General features: G+C 57.6%; 18 protein-coding genes. 17 read left to right on the top strand and 1 reads right to left on the bottom strand.

What is annotated here, in order from left to right; genetic code table 11:
* The first annotated feature begins 49 nt into the window (after nucleotides 1–49).
* The 13 genes from GGQ68_RS21190 to GGQ68_RS21130 all read left to right on the top strand — a co-directional run bounded on the left by GGQ68_RS21190 (nucleotide 50) and on the right by GGQ68_RS21130 (nucleotide 17,173).
* Nucleotides 50–448 carry a hypothetical protein gene (locus GGQ68_RS21190; protein WP_183969508.1) on the top strand — a complete coding sequence of 133 codons (399 nt, stop codon included), beginning with the start codon at nucleotides 50–52 and terminating at the stop codon, nucleotides 446–448.
* Nucleotides 449–477: 29 nt separating this feature from the next.
* On the top strand, nucleotides 478–888 hold the full coding sequence (locus tag GGQ68_RS21185; RefSeq protein ID WP_183969506.1) for a hypothetical protein: 411 nt from the start codon (nucleotides 478–480) through the stop codon (nucleotides 886–888).
* Between the two features lie 647 nt (nucleotides 889–1,535).
* On the top strand, nucleotides 1,536–2,873 hold the full coding sequence (locus GGQ68_RS21180) for a DUF4433 domain-containing protein (protein WP_183969504.1): 1,338 nt from the start codon (nucleotides 1,536–1,538) through the stop codon (nucleotides 2,871–2,873).
* A gap of 5 nt (nucleotides 2,874–2,878) precedes the next feature.
* A complete protein-coding gene (locus tag GGQ68_RS21175; RefSeq protein WP_183969502.1) occupies nucleotides 2,879–4,294 on the top strand; it encodes a macro domain-containing protein in 1,416 nt (471 codons plus the stop codon).
* Nucleotides 4,295–5,154: 860 nt separating this feature from the next.
* Nucleotides 5,155–6,252 carry an AAA family ATPase gene (locus GGQ68_RS21170; protein WP_183969500.1) on the top strand — a complete coding sequence of 366 codons (1,098 nt, stop codon included), beginning with the start codon at nucleotides 5,155–5,157 and terminating at the stop codon, nucleotides 6,250–6,252.
* A gap of 314 nt (nucleotides 6,253–6,566) precedes the next feature.
* The gene (locus tag GGQ68_RS21165; RefSeq protein ID WP_183969498.1) at nucleotides 6,567–7,412 is read left to right on the top strand and encodes a hypothetical protein; all 846 of its coding nucleotides are present in this window, start codon (nucleotides 6,567–6,569) and stop codon (nucleotides 7,410–7,412) included.
* The gene (locus tag GGQ68_RS21160) at nucleotides 7,409–9,631 is read left to right on the top strand and encodes a hypothetical protein (protein WP_183969496.1); all 2,223 of its coding nucleotides are present in this window, start codon (nucleotides 7,409–7,411) and stop codon (nucleotides 9,629–9,631) included. The genes GGQ68_RS21165 and GGQ68_RS21160 overlap by 4 nt, the downstream gene beginning before the upstream one ends.
* A gap of 14 nt (nucleotides 9,632–9,645) precedes the next feature.
* Nucleotides 9,646–10,656, top strand: coding sequence for an ATP-binding protein (locus GGQ68_RS21155; protein ID WP_183969494.1), 1,011 nt, complete (start codon nucleotides 9,646–9,648; stop codon nucleotides 10,654–10,656).
* Nucleotides 10,657–11,179: 523 nt separating this feature from the next.
* On the top strand, nucleotides 11,180–12,274 hold the full coding sequence (locus tag GGQ68_RS21150; RefSeq protein WP_183969492.1) for an AAA family ATPase: 1,095 nt from the start codon (nucleotides 11,180–11,182) through the stop codon (nucleotides 12,272–12,274).
* Between the two features lie 774 nt (nucleotides 12,275–13,048).
* Nucleotides 13,049–13,942, top strand: a complete 894-nt coding sequence (locus GGQ68_RS21145; protein WP_183969490.1) for a hypothetical protein — start codon at nucleotides 13,049–13,051, stop codon at nucleotides 13,940–13,942.
* Nucleotides 13,935–15,515: a hypothetical protein gene (locus GGQ68_RS21140; RefSeq protein ID WP_183969488.1), complete on the top strand. Its 1,581-nt coding sequence runs from the start codon at nucleotides 13,935–13,937 to the stop codon at nucleotides 15,513–15,515. Before GGQ68_RS21145 ends, GGQ68_RS21140 begins: the two co-directional genes overlap by 8 nt.
* Nucleotides 15,516–15,598: 83 nt before the next feature.
* A protein-coding gene (locus GGQ68_RS21135) for an IS5 family transposase (RefSeq protein ID WP_183969538.1) occupies nucleotides 15,599–16,356 on the top strand; the annotation gives its coding sequence in 2 pieces (ribosomal slippage) (nucleotides 15,599–15,920 and nucleotides 15,920–16,356; 759 coding nt in all).
* A gap of 199 nt (nucleotides 16,357–16,555) precedes the next feature.
* Nucleotides 16,556–17,173 carry a glutathione S-transferase family protein gene (locus tag GGQ68_RS21130; protein WP_183969486.1) on the top strand — a complete coding sequence of 206 codons (618 nt, stop codon included), beginning with the start codon at nucleotides 16,556–16,558 and terminating at the stop codon, nucleotides 17,171–17,173.
* Between the two features lie 316 nt (nucleotides 17,174–17,489).
* On the opposite strand, the gene GGQ68_RS21125 is transcribed toward GGQ68_RS21130, so the two are convergent.
* Entirely contained in the window at nucleotides 17,490–18,419 is a 930-nt protein-coding gene (locus GGQ68_RS21125; protein ID WP_183969484.1) for a LysR family transcriptional regulator, read from the bottom strand.
* A 91-nt stretch (nucleotides 18,420–18,510) separates the two neighbouring features.
* Here GGQ68_RS21125 and GGQ68_RS21120 point away from each other — a divergent pair, with 91 nt between their 5' ends.
* The 4 genes from GGQ68_RS21120 (at nucleotide 18,511) to GGQ68_RS24155 (ending at nucleotide 22,025) form a co-directional block, all read left to right on the top strand.
* Nucleotides 18,511–19,092 carry an NAD(P)H-dependent oxidoreductase gene (locus GGQ68_RS21120; protein WP_167688982.1) on the top strand — a complete coding sequence of 194 codons (582 nt, stop codon included), beginning with the start codon at nucleotides 18,511–18,513 and terminating at the stop codon, nucleotides 19,090–19,092.
* Nucleotides 19,089–19,508 (top strand): DUF6220 domain-containing protein, encoded by a 420-nt coding sequence (locus tag GGQ68_RS21115; protein ID WP_183969482.1) that lies wholly within the window; start codon nucleotides 19,089–19,091, stop codon nucleotides 19,506–19,508. Before GGQ68_RS21120 ends, GGQ68_RS21115 begins: the two co-directional genes overlap by 4 nt.
* A 312-nt stretch (nucleotides 19,509–19,820) precedes the next feature.
* Nucleotides 19,821–19,982, top strand: coding sequence for a hypothetical protein (locus tag GGQ68_RS24160; protein WP_167688980.1), 162 nt, complete (start codon nucleotides 19,821–19,823; stop codon nucleotides 19,980–19,982).
* A gap of 426 nt (nucleotides 19,983–20,408) precedes the next feature.
* Nucleotides 20,409–22,025, top strand: coding sequence for a hypothetical protein (locus GGQ68_RS24155; protein ID WP_221235670.1), 1,617 nt, complete (start codon nucleotides 20,409–20,411; stop codon nucleotides 22,023–22,025).
* Nucleotides 22,026–22,499: the final 474 nt, after the last annotated feature.

Here is a 22,499-nt window from a genome sequence, read left to right as displayed (position 1 = left end):
CTTGCTGGAGAGCCAGAGCTGCCCGACACATAGGCACAGGAGTTTCCACGTGATCGACAATGCCCCGGTTAAGCTCGCGCTCGCATGGCTCATCCCTGCAGTTGGTGCCGCACTCTTTGTCACGATCCAGTGCTTTTCCTATCTGAATGCGTATGTCGGCGGCGGCGAAACGATGCAGGCCATGACGTTCGATCCCGCCGCCTTGTGGGGCGTGTCCATTTTCTACGGTGCCTGGGTCGTCCCGCCTTTGCTCGCGCTGGCCGCGCGGCGCGCGACCGACTGGGCTATGCTCGTACTCGGCGGCCTGCTGTTCGTCATGAGCACGCTCGCCGGCGTCTTCGATGGCTTGCGCGATGGCGGCCATCTTGTGGGTCTGGAACTGCTGACTGTCACGCTGCCGGGCGCGGTCGCGCCTGTCTTTACGTGGCATCACATTCGCTCGACCTGAAACCGTTCACTTTCGTCAGGAGACGACACATGCCCTTGGATATCAGTAACTTCCCGCTTGTCTGGATGAGCTATGACGATGCGCCCGATCACGACCACGACGAGGATTTCGCGGCACTTGAGGCGTGCTTTAAGCGCCGCGCACCGTTTGTAATCTTGAGCGATAATGCCCCGACCGAAGATGAAGACCACAACCACAGCCAGGAAGAAAAGAAACGCACTGCGCTGTGGATGAAGAAGCACAAGGCCGAATTGCGGACGCTGGTGCGGGCGATGATCGTGATTGAGCCGAGCGCCGCCAAGCGTCTGGCCTTCAAGACTTTCGGCGCGGTCTTTTCTAAATTCTGGGGTTTTCCATTGAGGATTGCAGTGACTCGCAAAGAGGCGATGGATGTCGCCGAGACCCTGCTGTCAGAGGGCACGGAGCCTACAACATCCTGAAGAACGGCTGAGCGGGCCGTGCGAAGACGGTTTTCGGAAGTTTGTAGGTTTCGCTCAAACTAAGGTCGATCGGCATATGCCTCAGGCGTGTTACCAAGTGGCACCCCGCGTGGTCCGCCGGTGGAGGGTCGAATCGATACTGGTTGTCTGCTTTATCGGCTTCGATCTTCGGAAACGGACAGACAGTTTGATCCCGAGTTGAATACTCGTCGAGCGGGCAGTAGATGTCTCCTCCCTCCCTCAATGTCGATCGGTCAAGCTCCAGTATGGTATCCAGTCTGGAAGTCCGCTTCTGCATGGAGCCGGCTCAGGCCTCGCGCCCGCAGCTAAGGTTCGGTTTCCGCCCCTCCTGTCGTACCGTCGAGATCGGCCCACTGCGGACATTCGAGCGCGGCGAGGTAGGTGACCGGTCCCAGCCCATATCGCATCTGTCCTACGTCCGCGCTGTCGACCAAGGCCTGCCCAATACTGCGGCCAAACGCGGCCAGGCTACCAATGATTGCAACCCATAGCCGGCTCAAGCGAGAGCGTCAGTTTGGCCTCATGCCTGCACCCGATGAAGGTAAATCTCTGTCAAGTGATCCGGTGCGTTGAAACGCCTGACTTTTTGTGGCCATCTGAGCCAACTGCAGTTGTAAGGATTTAAGATGCCGATATCGGCTCAGCACACACATCGATACGTTTATCATTTCTCGCATATCGACAATTTGGAAGGTCTGTTGCGCGACGGCTTTCTCGCCCACAATCATCCTCAGTTTCCCAAGCGGCATCGATCGATCGCCGCGGAGGGAATCCAAGGCCGCCGCGCGCGGATGGCGGTTCCATGTGGCCCCATGGGATGCGTACATGACTACGTACCGTTCTATTTTGGTTCCGTCAGCCCGATGCTGCTTGGCGTGGTAAATGCCAAAAATGTCGATCAGTATGATATTCTCTATTTTGAATTCTCTATCACCTTGGTCGAAAGGGAGGACGTGGTCTTCACCTCAGCGTCAGCGAATACCGAGATACCACCGGATTTCTACCATGATCCGGCAAGCCTCGCCGAGCTTGATTGGGACGCGATTGACAGCAAGAAGTGGGGCAGCCCGGACGATGACTTCCGACACCGGCGAATGGCCGAAATGCTGGTCTATAGCGCTCTTCCTGTCACAGCAGCGGCGCGTTGCATCGTGTGGAACGAATGGGTCAAGGAGCGTGTAAAGGAAATCGTTGGTGACCGTGAATTTCCCCCGATCGAGTTTGAGGACAGGAGACGCAAACACTGGTTCACGAATTTTGCGCAGGGTGGAACAAGCAGTGTCGTAAAAGGGCCTGGTGAGGTAGCAGGCATTTTCAATGATGCATGTTCCTATGTCGCCGAGCACACCGGCGACCATGAGGACACCGCCAGCTTTGAGAACCTTCGCAGCCTTAGAGATGGCCTGCGTGCTGATTTCGGCTGCCTACCTCATACTGCCGAACTGGTTGGTCTACGCTCCGCGAACGGTGTCCATCGAAAGACAGTAGATGTCCATACGAAGGAGGTTGTTTCTGGGCTGTTAGAGCTTGATGAGTATGACTCTTTCGACGTCAAACAACAGCGTCTCCTTGAAATTGCAGCCTATCTTCACGACATCGGCAAGGGACCACGCTCCCGCTGGGACGAGAACGGTGGCCTGCAGAAGGTCGATCCCGATCACCCTGTAGGCGCAATGCCTATGATGGCGGAAATCTTGACCGAGCATGTTGGCACGGTTAGCGCCTCTTCCGCACGGACATTGCTACTGCTCGTATGCTACCATGACCTTGTCGGTGATGTTCTTGGGCAAGGGCGAGATCCACAGCAAATTGTTGATGTCGTTCGTAACGAGGGTGAATTGAGAATGTTGTTCGCGATCTCGCGCGCAGATGTAACGGCACTCGTACCGTGGTGGTGGGATCAAAACCAAGCTGACGAATTGTATACGTGGTGTGCAGAAAACATAGATAAGGATGCAGAATAGCTATCATGCTTGAGTTCGTGAAAGGCGATATGTTTGACGTACATGCGGATGTCCGTGTGAATACAGTCAATTGCGTCGGAGTGATGGGCGCAGGCGTGGCGTTGGCATTCAAGCAGCGCTACCCCGATATGTTCAAGCAGTATCAACGCGATTGCAGAGATGATCGCGTTAAACCCGGTGCAATGAATGTATGGAAATCCTTGACCGGCGACTGGGTCATCAATTTCCCGACCAAGCGCCATTGGCGCAATTCTTCCCGCTATGAGGATATCGATGCTGGACTCGAAGATCTTCGCAGTTATTTAGACTCTGTAGGGCCAGTAACTGTTACGCTTCCCGCGCTTGGGTGCGGTCATGGTGGTCTGGACTGGGCTCGTGTATCGCGGATGATCCGAGAGAAGCTCGATGGCGTAAATGCTCACGTGTTGATTTTCGAGCCCTCCGCTTCGCGGCACGTGGGCCACGAAGCGAATGCGCAGCCCACCGAAGATGAGCGCGTAAGTGCAGAGCAGCTTGGCTATGACATGATCCAGCGGGAAACGCTGCCGACTTTTGATGTGCCGGGCCAGCTTTATCTTCAGGGAAGTCGGGAAAATTTTTTTCGGCCTTGGATTGCACTTCTGCCTTCGCGCAAGCCTGGTGAACGTGAGTTGCAGGCCCTTCAGGCGATAGCTTCGGAATTGATGCGCGTTGCCACCGAAAAATCCGTGGCGATAATTTATAATAGTCGTGCCAGTGAGGAAGTCGCCTCACTGTTTCTCAACGAGGGTATTGACGTTGTATTTTTATTGCCCTTCGGAATCCTTACTCGCAAGACACTGGCAAAAAGTATTCCACGTCAGGAGATAAGTGGATCACTTAGCATCGCATCGGCCGCGCCTGCGAATGGGAAGTGGAGCCGCCAACTATATGCGCAAACGATGGACTTGTTGCGGCAGAATGCGGAAGCAGTATTGTCATCCGATCCTGAGCCCGAATGGCTATCAGAAAAAGGACTTTCTACGTGGGGGGAGAGACGTGTTTGTTTTATCCGCTACGAAACTATGCCCCTTGGCATGCGCAACGCACTTGAGGCATCTGGCGCTCGACCAATCGGACGGCGCGCCGAGGACGGAGCTCCCAATATTGACTTTCTGATCGGGCGGGAGCGCACTTCGATTCTGGAGAACTCCGACTCGAGTATTGCCGAGGTTCAATCCAAGGAAGTGGTAGCTGCAGCAACTGATGATGAATCTCAGCCCAATCAAAATACCCTCACAATAAGCCTTTCTGACGCCTCAGAAGTAGTGCGGCGTGAAGTATTTGACGCCGTGATGAGCACGCTCATCGACCAAATCACTTTGACGATCACACTGCCCCATACTGTTAAGGAGGAAGATAGGCGCCAATTGCTTTATCTCGGGTTCAAAGAAAAAAAGTAGTATTTGAGACGCTGGCTGGCCGCCGTGCCCCACGTAAGCGATGGGCGCTGCCGACTAATCAGTCATGATCATTGCCAGCGCCGTCCGCCCCTCTCTTGAAAAGCACTCCGCGCGGTAGTTCCCATCGCAACTCTGCCGTTCGTGCGCAATGCGGCGAACGGCTGCTTCCCGCCCTTCCGGTAAAAACTATGCCTACCTCGAAGGCGCGCTTTGCCGTGTAACCTGCAACTTCTTCAGGACAGCGACATTCATACAGCCTCTCGAATCGGCACAGTCCGCTTAGCCTGAACGATGGCCGAAAAGCCCTAAGAGTGCCTCTTCTCGCCTCCATCGGGCCGTCCAATCGCGAGGCGCGCGACGTTTTCCGGCACGACGAATGCGAAAATCAGATTTCTCGATGTTTGGAAAAGGCCTCGAAGACGACGAGAGCACGAGAATGCGGCCAATGTGCAGTCTATCAGTAGATGCGGTCTGTGGGAGGCTGCCCCATATCTAGGGGGCATGCCTGGCGCCCCTCAGACATCAGCCTCTTAAAAAGAATGCGCAGAATCTTTTTTTCTCAATTATATCAATGGCGTGACTCCTATTCCCATACTCAGTCAACTGTGGCAGGAGCCATCACCGAAGGGTCTACCGTGTGGTTCACGCCGGTGCGGTCCCGATGTTTGTGTTTACCGAGTACCTGACTATGACCATGATTCCTCCTCCTGCATAACGCCACTCCTGCGTAGCCGCGCATATCCTCGGCGACGATCGATCCAGGGCGCGCGGCGAAGCTGACATCCCCTTTGTAATCCGAGGCTCTGCCCGCATGTCCGTCATCATGGCGGCTGGCGGAGCTATGACGAAAGATCCCATCCATGCCAAGAATCCGCTTCATCCTGAGCAAACAGTCTGATCCCGCGCTTGAGGAGGCCGCGATCATCAAGCGACTCAAGCAATTCCATAGCCGCTTGCTGGAAAAGCGGCAGATTTCCGATGGCATCCCTCAGGAAGAACGCGCCGCCTATAATGAACTATGGCATTATCCCCAGAATGAACTCCCGAAGTCGCTCGAGATCCGGATCCGGCGATGGGCGCAGAAGATCCATCGCCACCATCTGAAGGAGGTGGAGCCAACGCGCCTGTCGCGAGAAGACCGCGTCATGCTAGAGGGCTGTCGGGACGGCGCCGAGATTTTCGATCTGCGCTCGGCGCATCATATCGATGAGGTAGCGGCGGCGCTTCATGCGGAGTTTCCCTGGGTCTCGGAAGCGACGACACATGTTTGGCGCAGCCTTCATCATCATCGTGCAAGTGGCAGGCCCGGTGCTCAATTTGCGCCGATTCTTCTAGATGGCCCGCCGGGCGTTGGCAAAAGCGCATGGGCACGTCGTCTTGCGCAGCTGCTGGAAACGCCGGACATGACCCTCGACGCCACAGGCGAGAATGCCAGTTTCGGACTGATAGGAAGTCAACGCGGCTGGTCGAATGCCGGCCCCGGCCGTCTCGTGGGCCTGATGCTGATGCGGCAGGTTGCAAATCCGCTCGTCATCATCGACGAGATAGAAAAATCCGGCACGCCCAAATCCGACAAGGGACGGGCTTTCAGTCTTCCCAATGCCCTCCTGCCGCTGCTCGAAGAGCTGACGGCAAGCCGGTGGACCTGCCCTTACTTTCAGAACCAATTCGATATGTCTTTCGTCAATTGGGTCTTCACATCAAATAGCCTGCACGGCCTGCCGGAACCGCTTCTGTCGCGGATCCGCGTCGTCAACGTGCCTTCTCCCACGCAGGGGCAGATCAATGATCTCGTCCTACGCGAGGCTGCCAAGCGGCAGCTCTCGCCGGCCATCACAACGGCCATCACGACCGCGCTGGGGGAGGCATTCGGGGCGGGCCAGCAGATCAATATCCGGACCGTGAAACGGATGCTGGAGCTGGGATCCGACCAACAAGGCCGGCCGCTGCTCCATTGAGCAGGGCAGCATCGATTCTTCTATGATAATCAGTCACTTGAATGAGTTATCCACATTTCCGGCACATGGGTGAAGCTTTTTCGATTGGGATTTTCACCGACTTCCCGGAAAATAACCGCATGACCCGCCCAAGCAGTTTCGGTTGGGTCAGTTCGGAATTTCGCCCCAAAAGGGGCACAAGACGCAGAGGTCCTGTCACATCAGCACAACTGCCACGCTAGCGATAGAGTTCGCGCGCGGCAAGAGCGACATGACCTCATCAAGAGAAGCAGAATTAGACCCGAAACACTGCTGTTTTCGGGAACGGAGATGTCATGTCTGACGATCAGATTATCGATCACGACAGCTGGAATTATTCGCCGGCGGAGCTGCCCAGGCAGCCGAAAATCACACTCGGGCCGATCTACGGCGTCCTGCCTTTCACCGGCGTTCGCAGTCCCGGCGTCCCGACCAAGCATCTGTCGCCGATTGGCCCGCCCCTGGCGGCGGATCCGGAGGCCCCTTTCCGGGTCCGTCGGTCTCATCTGCAGAAGATGGAACTCGGAAAGTCACGAGGCAGCTCCCGGCTCTCCTTCGTGACGCGCCTGCACCGCAGGGCCGTGATGCAGGAGTTCTGGTGCGCCTCGATGGAAGAGGCCGAGGTGAAGAAGAACCTCGCGGCCCATCCTGATGTGCTGAACTTCAAGGAGCAGTTCACGCGAATTGATTTCGTGGGTCTGGATGGGGACGCAAGCTACACCAAGATCGACATTCACGTTTTGCTGGCCTCAGGTGAAGAGGTCCTGGTCTCGGTCAAGTACGACGAGAAGGCCCGGCGCCAGTCTTATCTGGCGGAGGTCGCGAACATTGCGTCTCAGTGTTCGCGGGACGTCGCCGATCGGATCGTGGTGCTGTCGCGCTATTCATTTCACCCGGCGTGGCGGGACTGCGCGGAGAAAATCCATTATGCGCGGCGGGGCTGGGACCCGGAAGCTGACCGGATCGTCCTGGAGGCGGCGAACGATCTACCGCCCCGGTTCACGCTGGATCGGTTGATCGAGGCGTCCCGGCTCGACAATCGGGCGTGGCGTGCGGCCGTCCGACTCATCGGGGATGGCGACATTCGCAAACACCCTCTGGATCGGTTCGAGAGCGGCCTTGTCTGCGAGGTGGCGGCATGACCTATTTCGCGCGTCTCAAGGCAACGGATCGGGTCACCTTCGAGGGAGCCGAAGTCACCAGGACCAGCGAGGTCAGGGATCGCGGCAGCGAGGTCGTCACGCATTATCTGCTGTCGGTTCTGAACGCCGACCATGACGTGGATATCCGCAAATTTCGCGCGGATGAGATCCCGCACCTGCTCGAGAGCGAACTGCTGATCATCGAGCGTGGCTACTACAGCCCGGCCCAGCAGATGGATCGCGCCATGTTCGGCACGGGCGAGATGTTCGGGGCCACCAGGAAACGGCGCGCGCGCATAGACCTGATCATGTTCCTCTGTACGCGGATGGCCCATTACCGAAAGTTCGGAATGATCTTGACGCGCGATGGGGTGCAGACCTGGCGTGCCAAGTTGGATCGGGACTACAAGTCCTATCAAGCACGTCGGGATTATGGGACGGAAACTGCGAATGCGACGCAGAGCCTGAAGCCGCTTCCCAGAAATGACACTCTGCTCAGTTACTATCGCAAGTTCCGAAAAGGAGGTCAGCAGGCAAAGGTGTTTTGCCCCCCACGTGCTCGATCGGTAGACTTGGACGAACAGGCGATTGAAGACCAGAATTTCGTTCTGCGGTTCTTGCGACAATATCCGGACAAGCCAGACTCCAAATCCGATGTGGCTGCTCACACGGTCTCGCAGGTCGAGAAGGAAAACGAGCGCCGCCGCGCCGCAGGCTACCCGGTCTTGATCGACGTGAAGTCGACCAGGACCTATGAGCGCTGGATCGACAAATACCTGGACCGGTTCACGGTCACCGTCAAACGCGAGGGGCTGGCGAAGGCAAAAGCAGAACTCCGCAGCGTCGAGCAGGGACTGAAAGCCAGCTTTCCGGGGCAGTCGGTCGTATTCGACGCGTGGCAGGTTCATGTTCTGTCCTTGAACGTGTCGCGAGCGGCCTGGGACCGCATGACACCCGAGCAGCGTGCCAAGGTGAAGCGCGTTCGCCGATGGGTGGTCGTCGCGATCGATGTCGCCACCCGCATGATCTTGGGGTTTGCGTTTTGTGCGGCACCGAACCAGGAAGCATCGCTGTCTTGCCTTCGCATGTGCTTTGTGGACAAGACGCCACTCCTCAGGGAGGCGGGGCTCTTCGAGTCCTCTTGGGACAACAGGGCCCCTATCCACATGGTTTCGACGGATTCGGGGAGCGAGTTCGGAAAGAACCCATTTGGTGGGTCAAGGTTCGTCGAGGCGGTTCGCATCCTGTCCGGTTCACTTCTGAATGCCGTGACCGGCGTGGCCGAGCTTCGCGCTCACGTTGAACGCCTGTTTCGCACCTTCGAATTGAAATGGGCGCGGCATTTGCCGGGCTGGACAGCCGGTGCGCCCCATTTGAGAAATGATCGGAATCCTGGGCGCGAGGCCTGCCTCACGGATGATGATCTGCATCGTCTCTTCGTCACATTCGTGGCGGATTACAACGCATCGCCTCACCGCGGTCTCGGCGGAGCGACCCCGTCCGGCACATGGGCGAAGCTGTCGAAACACGAACAGTTTGACCCCTTCGCGCTGCCTGGGTCTCAAGCACTGCGCGAAGCTTGTGGCAGTTCCCATGCTGCTGGCGTCTCGGAAGCCGGCATCCGATTCGAGGGGCTGGTCTATTCGAATGAGTTCATCCGCAACCAGCGTAAGGCGCCGGGCGTGGACAGGATCGCCCGGCCGGGGGAAAAGCTGGAAATCATCGTCGACCCGATGAACCTCGGGGCCATCTCGGTCGTCGCCAATGGCGACCTGATTTCCGTTCCCTGCCTCGACGAGACCATGCGGGGAAAGTCACTCGCCTGGTGGAAGGCGGAAAGGACCCGGCGCAAGGCTGAAGCCGCACTTGATGTCGCCGATCATTCCAAAGCCCAGTCTGAAGCCCGTGAGAGTTGGCGCGGGGAGGCAAAAGCCATCGCACACTCGGCCGGCGTCACCATGGAAGGTCGCAGCGACGAGGAGGCAGCGCGTCTTCGCAAGGAACTGGAGTTCGGCAAGGGCGCACATGAAAAGCCCTTTGTCGGCCGCGACGAGTTCATCGATCCTCTGCAAACCGGCTACGCGACCGGTCCCAGTGGCAATCACACCGCATCAGCGCCCAGATCCCCATCGGAGACCGAGGCCGCCGAACGCCCCGATGGAGCAAATCCCCTCGATCGCTTCCGCTCCAATGGCGCCCGACGCCGCCCAAGATCCTGATCCGGAGATATTCCATGACCACAAATGAAGCCCTGGCCGTGATGGAGAAAACGCGCACCAAAGCGGCCGCGACCTCCGCGCTGGATACCTTCTTCTTTGAAACCGAGACCCACCGCTTGATCCGCGAGCGGGTGTTCAGTGTCCTCGAGGCGCGGGAAACTCGCCTGGCGCGTGGGCTGTATGAGCAGAAGGGGGCTGCCTTGATCGGCCCTGCCGGTAGCGGGAAGTCGACGATGATGGCGCGGGTGATCCGTGAGTATGAGGAGGCGGCGGTCGCCACAGGCGGTCGGGAGTTCGGCCACAGGATCGTCAGTGCAATCGTGCCGGGAAAAGCGAGCGTGAAGGACACATGCTGTGCCGTCCTCAGGGAAATTGGATACCCGACCAAGGGCAACCGGACCGAGGACTACCTGATCGACTGTCTGCGCAGGCAGCTCCAGCATCATCATATCGCGGCCATTCACCTCGATGAGATCCAGGACGCAGGGCGTTACGCGACCGAAGAGGCGATGTCCGCCTTCGCGAAGCGGTTCCGCAACCTGATGCAGGTCGGGCCCTGGCCTGTTTCGCTTATCCTGACCGGGACCTCGGAAGGACACGAGTTCATCAACCACGATCCCACCCTGACGCGGCGACTGCGTCCTGTCGAGATATTGGCCATGACGCCCGAAGCCGATGGCCCCACCCTCCGAAATGCCATGACCAAGCTATTGGCGGGAACTGGCCTGACCGATGAAGGCCTGTTCTGCCTCGCGGAATTCATGCCGCTCATGATGCATGCTGCAGCCTATCGGTTCGGTTTGGCCGTCGAGATCACGATCGAAGCGCTCTCGGAGGCCCTGGAGATGGGGGATGTCCGGGTCACCCTCGATCATTTCGCCGAGGCCTATTATGTCCGCACCAACTCTGATGACGAACTCAACCCCTTCCTGTCTGAGCATTGGCGCGGGATCGACACCTCCCGCGCCATGGATCGTTTTTACCAGGACACGAATGTGGCGAAGAAACCGCGCAAACGGAAGTAGCCAGCAATCTGTCCCCGTTAATCCACGTTAGGGTCGCCCGCCGGGCGGCCTTTTTCTTTGCCTGCGCGCCGCAGCCCACCCAGGACAGGTCGGAAAAAACGATGTCGGAAGACGGCTTTTTGATGTCGGCAAGACGGTATTCGAAATGTCGGGTTATGTCGTAAGTTATTGATATTTTTTATAAAAATGTCAGGTTAAGACGGTCTTTAGGTGTCGGACGATACCAAATGTCAAAGAAAGCCAATGTCTGCGCAAAAGCAAGCAATAGTCTGCGCAAGATGAGGCCCACGAAGCCGCAAAAAACATGCTTTATATATTAATTTCATATAGTTGAGACTTGTGTTGGCCCGCAGGAGACTTCTCCTCTACCGGCCCATTTTCCGCCGATTTGACAGAAAGATCGATTTCCTTTCACTGAGTGACACCAAGGTTCCGGAACCTTTCATCCCCCGTCTTTCAGGCCTGACCGGCCCGAGAGCATCGCCGCCGCGGCGTTGGTCCGGCGTATTGAAAGGACTTCGCCATGACTCGTGCGACCACCACGATCCCGTTCAGCACAATCAAATTCATCGACAACATACCGCGCCTGTCGGATCTGACCGAACAGCTCACGCAGAAGCTGCGCGAGATCCGCATGGAAATAAACCAGCGTGAGCCGGGGATAATGACTGCTGGAAGAACGCAGAGCATCTACGACCTGATCACCGACGCCGATACGGCCAGGATCAGGCGGCGGGCGATGCGGTATCTCGAGCGGCTGCATAGCTCCACCGGAATCCAGCATCTGCAAGAGCGCGACGCGGCCTTGCTGACGCCGTTGCGTGGAGGTCTGCCGATTGCCCGGATCGTGACCGAACACGAGGCGGACGAAATCGCGGCAGCGCTTCATGCAGAGATGCCATGGATGGCACCGGCGACGGAAGTCGTCTGGCATGGTCTGAGAACTTCCGTCCGCAGGGGGCTGCCTGGCCTCCGTTTCGATCCACTTGTGCTGGTAGGCTCTCCCGGGATCGGCAAGAGCTTCTGGGCACGCCGCCTCGCGCATCACCTTGAGGTACCCAGAACGTCCATCGATGCCACGGGGGAGCCAGCGGCCTTCTCCTTGGTCGGCGCGCAACGCGGGTGGAGCAGCGCGAGCCCAGGCAAGCTGATGCAGACCGCCCTGCGCGAGCGGCATTCCGGGCCCGTCGTGATCATCGACGAGGTTGAGAAGGCCGGAAATGTCCAATCTACTCAGGGATCCCGTCACACTCTGACCGACGCCTTACTCCCGCTCTTGGAGCGTATGACAGCCGAAACCTGGGAATGTCCCTACTATCAGATCCGTTGCGATATGTCCTGGGCGAACTGGGTGATGACCGCCAACAGCCGGTGGGGTTTGCCCGCGCCTCTGCTCAGCCGCTGTGTCGTGCTCGATCTGCCGGACCTGACCGGAGCTCAGTTGCAAGTCTTTGTTGAAGAGCAGGGCGAAGGACGGGGCCTTCCGCAAACGGCTATCGACGCCACGTCGGACGCAATCCAGCGGGTTATCGTTGCCGGTCGCACACCGAGCTTGCGGACTATCAGCCGAATGTTGGACCGCGCCGAATTGCTGGCGCAGCGACAGGTGTTACAGTGATGCCACTGAGACCAACGTGCGCCTTGGTGTTCATGGCGAGGTGCGATCCCGCTTGACGCTCCATGGCCCGCATTCAGTGCCGCCAAAGATATCAAGAGCCCTGCGATCAGACTGCTCCGGGCCGACTTTACAACACCTGGGCGAGAGTAATGAGAAAGCAAATAGTATGCCTCCGGTATGTTTGGTTGCTTACCGGTAAGCAACCAAACATACCGGAAGCGACTTTGGTAGAGATCAATAAGAAGGTTCTGCCGCACCTGAGACAAATCGGGAGACTGTTTCTGGCCCGACATGGACCAATCAGGTCGAGGTCGATAGCTGCGTGGGCGACTGGCTGACACAAGGGCGGATTTCTGAGACGGCGGGCGGGAAGCCGACCTTCGCTGCGGTCACCAAGATTGGACATCGACAGTCACAAAGCCGCCATTCAGTGTCAGCGGTCTGCCCGGCAGGGTGCGCGGCCCACACCGGTCATTGGCCAGGATCACAATTGCCGCAGCGCGGCTTCCCCTTACCGGACCGTCATGGCACCGCGCATCATAGTCCAGGGTCCCAAGGTCAGCAGTGGGGGCGAAGCTGATGCTCAGCGTTCAATACCGGTGCGGTTCAACTCGGCCATCGCCCGATCTATGCAACAGAGCTGTTGACTACAAAACCAAAAAAGCGAAAGTAGACCAAGTAGATGCCTAGGCCATACGCTTTCGCTGAGATGAGGGTAATGCCGACCTGACGCCTCCTTTCGTGTAAAGTGATTTATCGCGATTTGAGGAATGAATGACTGAACCGATTTCGCATCACATTCAGACACCCAAAGCCGCAGCTTATCCACTCATCGCCAAGGAACCACGGGTACAGCCCGGCGACTACGTCCTAGAGGGGCAAGGATTATACGTTTTTGTCACGGCCGATGGGCGTAATATTCTTATCAAGTCACCTTGGCGCGCGCAGGTCGGTGCACAAATCCTGCCGGCAGGCACCGTGATAGATCGGCCGATTCCCTTCATCACTATGTTCAAGTTGCCCGTCAGTCATCATCCTGAGCCAGCGGTCAGTCAGGCGAAAAAGACTGCCACCGAAGAGCCCGCCCGACCGAAAAAGCGAGCTTCCACGGGGGCTCCTCGTCAGTCTCAGAAAGCCACCCCAAGTACAGCTTCATCGCAAAATGCAACCAGGCATGAGGCGCAGGCAAACAAATCCGAGCAGAGCGAAGCCCCGGGGCGTGTGAAGGCCGGGAAAACGCAACCGAAAAAATGGAAAGCAGCGGTAGTCACCCTGCTCATCCCCGCGTGGTTTCTACTCTGTGTATTGATCCTGAGCGAATTTGCGTTCCCCTATTTCTTCGATGATCATATCATTCTGCGCTGGGGTCTTGTTCTCTTGGCATATCTGGGTGGCACATGGATCGCGACGGGCTATGCTCTACGTATCCAGCCAGGGAAGAGCCTGCCGACCATCTCTGCATCGGTGCTTGTGATGATCCTCGCTGTGTTTTCACTTCTGCCGTCGAGAATGACCTCGGGATTTATCGCTGATCTTCGTATCGGAGACCTCTTCAAGACGAAATCCTATGGCGTCGTTCTCGAAGACCTCGAGACCTATTCCAATGGCAACACCCCAATCCTCACAACACGGCAGGCCCGCGAATTTTCGGAGTGGATCAATGATTAGAGCGCTCTCACTTATTCTTGTCTTTGCCTTCCTGTCACCTTTTCCTGCCTCGGCGCAGCAGGTTTTTGATTTCGACGCAAGTGGGGAGACCGTTCCGGGTGAAGGGGCTGACGGAAGTGGGGCTATCTTGACGCTCAACTGGAATGCGCAGGTCAAGATCGGACGGTTGCTTGGGGAGCCCATGGTCTCCAGCCGCTTCAGATTCGATCTTCTTGGGGGGACAGTCACCCTGCCGTCGACGACCGCAGAGGGCACCTCACGATATGAAACATATTCGCTCGTGAGCTTGCCAAAGGCAGCCTGGCAAATAATTGAGCTCTACGATGTAAAGCTGAGGCTCGATTTCCGTGGTAGTAGCGACGATTTCTACCTGATCACTGACGTCGGCCTGCCTGGAGAGTCCGGGGAATGGTCATTCAATGTGCCCGGCAGTCCGAACTGGGACAAGCTCTTCATAAAAGGATCTTCCCAAGCCGACGATCCTGTTTATCTCGATGGCGCCCGTGCGAAACAGGAGTTCTCGCAGGGCCTTTCACTTGTATCGGGCTATATCGTCGAGGCGCACCTGTCACTCTTCGATTTGCACAGCTGGTACGATCAGCTCAATCCCGATTATTACATCGACGCTTATGGTACGGCAATCCGACAGCTAGAGGACGGGATGCGGATCAGCTACGGTATCAATGAACAGACACCGAAAGCCTCCGAGACTATTTTTGAGAGGACTGTAAAAGACAGGCTCGAGATTGCAGATTTCTACAAGCGACGGCTGGAAAAGTTATTGGATCTTCCTGATCGTTTCCGCATCGGTGACAACCATCAGCCCTATGTCATGGCACAGAGGCAAGCCCGCTCGATCCTCAATGGAGCCAAACGGACGAAGCCGGCATTGATCAGCGACCAGACCCGGCTGCCCGGAGGCCGCTCAGCTGGACGTGAGGAACACTTTTTCAACCCTACAATCGAGACCCCTGTCGATGGCTTGCACACAGATCGCTCAGTTGTCGAACTGGCGGGGAATCTGGGCGACGGGTTTCCGAAGGAGCTGCACGCCGCCGTCCGGATCAAGGTCGGCGAAGTAGTGCAGAAACCGCGGATAAGCAGCAATGGAAACTTTAGCTCGTCCGCGGTTCTAGGCGCGGGGTGGAACCATATCACCGTGGTGTTAGAGGAGCCCGAACGTGGGTTTAATGAGGTCGAGCTGGCCGCAAGCGATGTACATTTTAATGGTCGTCCATCACGGTTGCGGGTTACACTGACTTGGGATGGCAACAATAGCGACATTGATTTGCGGGTGACTAATCCGAAGGGCGCGACAGCTTCGTACTCTCAACGTTCAGCTGGAGACCTGTCACTGGATGTAGACAATACTAATGGCTACGGGCCGGAAAATATCCGTAGCTTTTCTACGATGCCTGGCAACTATCGGATTGCAGTCCATAATTATGAGAATGGTGAGGGGGTAACCGCCACGCTGCATATTTTTGTCAACGAACGACTGTTCCGTCATGAATCCCATCGCTTCACCAATTCGAAAGGTACATGGGAGGTCGACCCAGTTTGGTTCGACTGAGGTGCCCCTAGGGTCAGGACCCATTAATCGGCTTGCGACCACCTTGCCGGCGTGATTCACGCTCCCGAACTGATGGGGGCATGATCAGCAATCTTTTCTGGTTGAGCGACGAGCAGATGGCGCGGCTGCGGCCGTTCTTTCCAAAGAGCCATGGCAAGCCCAAGGTCGATGATCGGCGGGTCTTGAGCGGGATAGTCTTCATCAATCGTAATGGCTTGCGTTGGTCCGATGCGCCGCAAGAGTATGGTCCACCGAAGACCCTCTACAACCGATGGAAGCGCTGGCGCGACATGGGTGCTTTCGCCCGGATGATGGAGGGACTTGCTTCCGAAGCCGCCGACCGGAAGACAGTGATGATCGACGCCACCTATCTCAAGGCGCACCGCACGGCTTCGAGCCTGCGGTTGAAAAAGGGGGGCGTGGCAGGCTGATTGGGCGGACGAAGGGTGGCATGAACACCAAGGTGCATGCCGTCACGGACGCGAACGGCCGCCCGATCAAGTTCTTCATGACAGCCGGCCAGGTCAGCGACTACACCGGCGCGGCGGCCCTGCTGAGCAACCTGCCAGAGGCCGAATGGCTGTTGGCCGATCGGGGCTATGACGCCGACTGGTATCGTGAAGCCTTGCGGGACAAGGGCATCAAGCCCTGCATTCCTGGCCGGAAGTCCCGAGGCAAGCCTGTCAAATACGACAAGCGCCGCTACACGCGGCGCAACCGTATCGAGATCATATTCGGCAAGCTCAAGGACAGGCGCCGCGTTGCGACCCGCTACGACAGGTGCCCGAAGGTCTTTCTGTCCGCTGTCGCTCTCGCCGCAACTGTCATCTTCTGGCTTTGAAAATTAACGAGTCTGGAGCCTAGCGCGCTCGATCTTGAGTTTTCAACGGCCGCTCCGGGCTGTCAGCTACCAACCGCGACCGGGTTGACCGCCGCCCAGGCGGAGGGTCATGGCGCTGCATTGCCGCAAGGCAGCTATGAGCCCTTTCATGCCAAGGAACGTCGGCGTATAGGCGTAAACATCAAGGAAGGGATTGGTCATGAAAATCTGGGGACGGGACAATTCAACCAATGTTCGCAAAGTGCTGTGGTGCGCGGAAGAGCTGGGTTTGCAATATGAGCATGTCCCCGCAGGGGGCGCCTTCGGCGTCGTGTCCACGCCGGAGTTTCGTGCGCTTAACCCGAACGGGCTGGTTCCATGTCTTCAGGACGGATCGCTGGTACTTTGGGAATCCAATGCCATCGTCCGATACCTTGCCCGGCAATATGGTTCTGGTGGGTTTGCCGCGGCGGATGCACGAACTTGGGCCATTGCTGACAAGTGGATGGACTGGGCATCCCTTTCATTCGCGGTCCCTTTCCGCGATCTGTTCTGGAATATGGTTCGTTGCACGCCGGAGACGCGCGATGAAACAGCGATGCTGCGAGGGCAGGAACAGTGCGCCGGCTTGATGAAGGTCGCGGACGAGGCTCTCGCCCAGAGGCCGTGGTTGTCGGGCGAAACTTTGGGGATCGGAGATATCCCACTGGGCTGTATTGCCTATGCTTGGTTCAATATGCCCATCGAGCGCCCTGACCTGCCTGCGCTTGAGTCGTGGTACGACCGCCTTTCGCAACGCGAAACCTATCGCAAGGCAGTTATGACAGAATTGACCTGACTTGCAGGGAGCGGCAGCTTTGTCCGCATAGCGGTCATCTAAGCGTTGCAGATGCTGCGCGACAAACGAACGACCGCTTCGGTGAAGCTGCGCGGCGGCGTTGTCGCGCAGTCCCAAGGTCGGCTTTGGGCCGGAAGTGACGCCGCGCGGGGCGACCAGGCCAGCTTGCCCCTGCGGCGCAGCGAAGGTCCGGTTTGAGCCCAGAGTGACCGGAATCATGCCAAGGCTTCGCTGCTGGTGCATTCGTCCGCTCCCAGCCCTTCTGAAGCATTCGTGCAAGACGCAGCACGACGCCAAGCGCTTACACGATGGGCCTTCATCCGTTACCGGAGTTGATGATCTCGCCGCCTTCTGCGGCCAGGACCGCCCTGATGATCCCGGCCACATGGCCTATGCCCGGGTCATCGCTATTCCTGTCGTGCCACGCGAGATGAAGTGGGAAGCGATCGACTTCGAGCGGCGGGGCAACACCGACGAGGTCGCCCCCGTGGTGCGCCTCGAATGACTTGCGGGGCAGCATGGCGAACAGATCGGTCGTGGAGAGGATCGCAGGGACGAGCTGAAAAGACGGGACCACGAGGCCGACCTGGCGCGAAAGGCCGATGGCCCGCAGGCTATCATCGAGCGGGGTATGACGCTCGCCCCGGCCCGACACCACGATATGCCGCCATGCCAACCAGCTTTCGAGGCAGAAGCTTTCGGCCGCGGGATGTTCTTTGCGCATTGCGACAACGTAGTCCGCCTCAAACAGCGTCTCCGTTTCGATGTGATCGACCGGCCGGTCGAAGAGCGCGACGCCAAGGTCGGTCTCACCATTCGTCAGTTCCCGCGCGACGACGTCGGGGCCGAGCCATGGCTTGAAGACAATCGAGATGTTGGGTGCCGTTCGGGCCAGCTTTTCGATCAGAGGCTGCGCCAGAAGGGCCGTCGGTGCATCGGCCGCGCTGATCCGCACAACCTGTACCAGCTCGGAAAGCTCGGTCTCGGGCGGGTCGAGCAAGTGCTTTACCTGAGCCAGCACGTCACGGATCGGTCCGCGTAGCATTTCTGCCCTTGGTGTCAGCTTCATCTCGCCCCACCCCCGCTCGAGGAGAGGATCGTCGAACAATGCGCGACAGCGTTGGAGCGCACTTGAAACGGCAGGTTGGGAGAGGTTCAGCCGCTGGGCGGCACGGCTGACATGCGCTTCTGCCAGAAGGGCATCAAGGATCACGAGGAGGTTTAGGTCGACGGCCCTTAAATTCATGGGATTGATAATATCCTATACCTGATATCTATTGGAGTAATTTTTATTGGAGCGCCATCCTGAGGTCAATCTTCATCCCAAGGAGGCAGCCATGTCCCGCACTCTCATACTTCTGTTCCACCGCGACATCGCGCAGTCGCATGCAAACCTCGCACTATGCGACCGCGTCGCCGCGCTCCCCGGAGTTGAGGTCGTCGACATGCAGAGCCTCTACCCGGACGGCGTGATCGACATGTTCACCGAGGCCGGCACCGAGGCGCAGCGCCTTCTGTCGGCTGACCGGATCGTTCTGCAATTCCCGGTGCAGTGGTATTCCACCCCCGCGCTGCTGAAGGCCTGGCAGGACAGCGTCCTCACCCGCATGTTCTACCTGTTTGCCGAGGACGAAGGCGACCGGCTGGCGGGAACACCGCTGATGGTCGCGGCCACCGCGGGGAACACCCCCGGCGCCTATGGGCGGGGCGGGGCGAACCACTTCACGATCGATGAGATCTTTACCCCGCTCAAGGCCACGACCCGTCGCTGCGGCTTGCCGTGGCACGCCCCCTACATCACGTTCGGTGCGGACAAGTTGAGCGCGGCCGAGCTGGCTGAGGCTGCCGAGGGCTATGCACATGCGCTGGACGCTTTCATCGCCGCCACGCCGGCAACGCGCGGACAAGAGGTGGCATGAGCATGACCGCGAGCAACCACGACACTTTCAGGGATCTTTCGTCCGGGACACCTGCGCCCTTCACCGTCGCCGCGCGCAGCTTGCCGGTGGTTTTGGGCCTGCAATTCCTGCTGGCCGGCCAGGCTCTCTACGGCGAGATCGGCTGGGGGGCACACGCCATCGTTGGCGGTATCATTTCACTGCCCGTTCTGGGGCTTGCCGGATACGCGCTCCTCGTGCGGCGGCTGCGGGGCTTCGCACGGTGGGCCTGTGCCCTCCTCGTGTTGTATTTGGGGCAGGTCGGTCTGGCCGCCACTGGCGGCGCGGCGCTTGCCATTCACCCCTTCAACGCCGCGCTGCTGCTCACCGCATCGCTTGTCCTGCTGTTCAAGGTCGAGCGGCGCAACGCCGGCTGCGTCAACGCCCAATCGGTGTGACCGCGGCAGGGCTGAGACAGGAATTTCGACGCATGGTAATTTTGGGCTGTTAGTATGGGGGGGCGCCACTCTCCGACCGCCGCGCAGCCGCACGATGGGTCCCAGCCCTTGGCGCCGACGGGAGAAGCGTCGCAGGAGCCGTATCTCCTGCGTCCTTGAGGCCGCGGACCCAGCCGCGCGCCCCGCAAAGCCCCCTCCGCTACCCCAAACCGGGTACCATGCTTCGGCCTGGATTGCCCGGCTCTCCGTAGGCGACTGCGCGAGCGGCATCTTCCGAAAGGGCTATAACGTGCTTTCGCACCAGGTGCGCAAATGTTCGATCATCGCGCGCAACTATGGCGGCTGGTTCCGCCGCCCCGGCTAGAACAGGTAAAAGCCGGTGAACGGCGGCAGGTAGGCGTCAAGCAGCGCGCCCTCTCGATCGACGGCTTCCAGGGCCTAAACGGCATGCAATGGGTTCAGCGCGAGGGGTAGCGAACTGCGCATCGCCGACGTTCGGGTACAGAGATGTCGCAAGCGCGGCCAACGGCCGCTACGTCCCGCATTACTGACCTCTGAGAGATGACCAATGCCGCGCAAGCGTCGCAACGACCGCTTTGGGGAAGCTGCACCGCAGCCCTGGCGAGACGGGTAAACGGCAGCTCTGGGCGGGAACCGGACCCTAACTGCCATACGCGCCACCATTTACCTTCTTCAGATCGACGTAAAAAATCGCTCAGTCTAACTGCGACGATGTGATCGGGTACTTGGGTACACCACCTAACAAGTATTATTCTTTTACATCAATTCTGAATGCCATAAGGTTGGCTAGCAACTCCTTGGTGAAGAACGGAGTATGTTAACATTTAGATTCGGAAGCGCTACGCGCTGTCTCTGAGTGAGGGAAACTAGGGACTATCAATGAACGCTGAATACTCCGAACCTCAAAAAATCATTGCTCGCCGGCAGATGATTGAAAGCGCAATAAGTACGCTTACCGAAGGTAGAACCAATGCAACCCTGTGTCGCCGATCATATGTGCGGGAAGTGCGAGACAGGCTGGTGGATCGAGGCGGGTATGATGCTGAAGCCGGTGGCCAGCTAACCGATGAGACAATTAATCGTTGGGAAGCGTTTTACGATTCAGTCTCTCAAGTGCGGGACGCAAAAAGTCTTAAAGTGGCGTACCTATGCGGCCCAAACCCAGAAAATGACTTGCGGGAATTCTGTGCCGCGGGGATCCTTCCAGAAAACATTTGGGCCTTCGAGTCTGATGTGAAAGTATACACCAAGGCTGTAATCTCCGCCCTATCCTCCGAATTTCCATTTGTGAAAATTGTGAAGAGCGGAATCGATACCTTCATCGATGCTTCGCCTGTTCGCTTTTATATAATTTATCTCGATTTCTGTGGACCGTTACCGAGCCGCAATGCGAAGCAGAAAACGCTACTCGCAATTTCCCGAGTTCTTGCCCGACATGCTCTAAATTCCCCTGGGGCACTGATCACAAATGTTTCGCTCCCGACAGAATCTGGTGACGCGCGAGGGCGAGCTCTAATTGCAAAGTTGGTTGCTTGCTACCTCTACCCCAAGGACTTTATTGAAAGCGAAGAAGGCACAACCCCTGAAGGCCCGATCGCACAGGGGTATGACTTCAGTGAGTGGCTGAATATCGTAGAGTCTGAATTGGATGAGTACTATGGGCAATTCATCACTCGTCTCCTCATGGATCACGCCGGTTTCATATCCCCGTACAATCGCTTCCCCAAGCAGAGCAGTGTCTTCTCGAACTTCTTCAAGAAGATGACCGGAGATGAAAGTAAGGCTCTTGTAGCAGCTGCGTTTCACTTTTCTGAATCTGAAGAGTTTGGCGGTGGAGACGTGATCGTTGATGCAGGTGAATACCCAATACTTTGGACGTTTGCGGCCTTAAACAAGAAAATAAACGCCCAGGATTGTAATTACCCTCAATGGGTGAACCTTGATCCAGAGTTCGCCAAGTTTGCTGATCAATTCCTCTCGCAGCTAAGAACGGACGGGGACAAAGAGGCACTAATAAATAATACTTGTGAGTTAACGTTCTCTATGCTCGCCGAGCAAAATGGTGGGGCGTTCCTAGCCCCTAATCTCGCTGAGATGGTAAATAGCCACCGCTTCCAAGACTACTACTTATTCTGCGATCTGGTACTTAGCCATCAAATAGTCGAGCTGTTGTTCCGTCAGGTCGCCATACCGTACCACGTCAATGTCGAAACTACCCGACGGTGGCGTTACCAAGCCAAAGAGACACCCATGTTCATGGACATGACTATTCTAGATGAGTGTCGCTACATCTACGACTGGATGCCTACAGCTGACATGATATCTGCTGGTTTCTCCAACATCGAGCGTCAACTCGCTTACAGGTTTGCGCTAGATGGCGTTTCTAAACATAGACGATGGTATAATAGCGAGTACTTTTCCGGAACAGCAGTGATCGATCAATTCACCCAACCATTTGAAGCAAAGATTCTTCGCCCACGGACGAATATTGAGTAATGTAGTTACGATAGATGGAGGGCGCGCTTGGAGTGAGGCATGTGCGGCGGTTCGTCTCATGATGTGCGAATGTTCGCAACGGGCCGCCTCTGCAGGTCAGCATATTTAACCTCCGCCCCCTTGGCGTCTAGAGGAACCCCTTCGTCCGCACTGCGAGCCTCGGCTCTCGGAGCTTTCTGCGCGATGCCATGAAAGTCCGGTATGGGGAAGCCACGCTGCAGCAATGGTGATCCGGTTCAACGGCAGCTCAGGGCCGGAAACGTTGACATCGTTCCGCGGCCCCGACCTGCCGCATTGCCGCAAGTCCGTTTTAAGCCCAGACTACCACATGTAGCTGACGCAGCATTCTGCATGTGCGGAAAGGCCGCGCCGGTAATTCCGGCCCTGAGCGGCCCTTCGCCACCTCTATATAACGCCACTATTTACGGACGTTCGTTCGCTGTGCAGCATAAAGATCTCACCCCTAAGGCTTGG

It is taken from the genome of Sagittula marina, assembly GCF_014196795.1.
In the GTDB taxonomy this organism is placed as follows: Bacteria; Pseudomonadota; Alphaproteobacteria; order Rhodobacterales; family Rhodobacteraceae; genus Sagittula; species Sagittula marina.
This window is presented reverse-complemented; position numbering and strand designations above follow the sequence as displayed.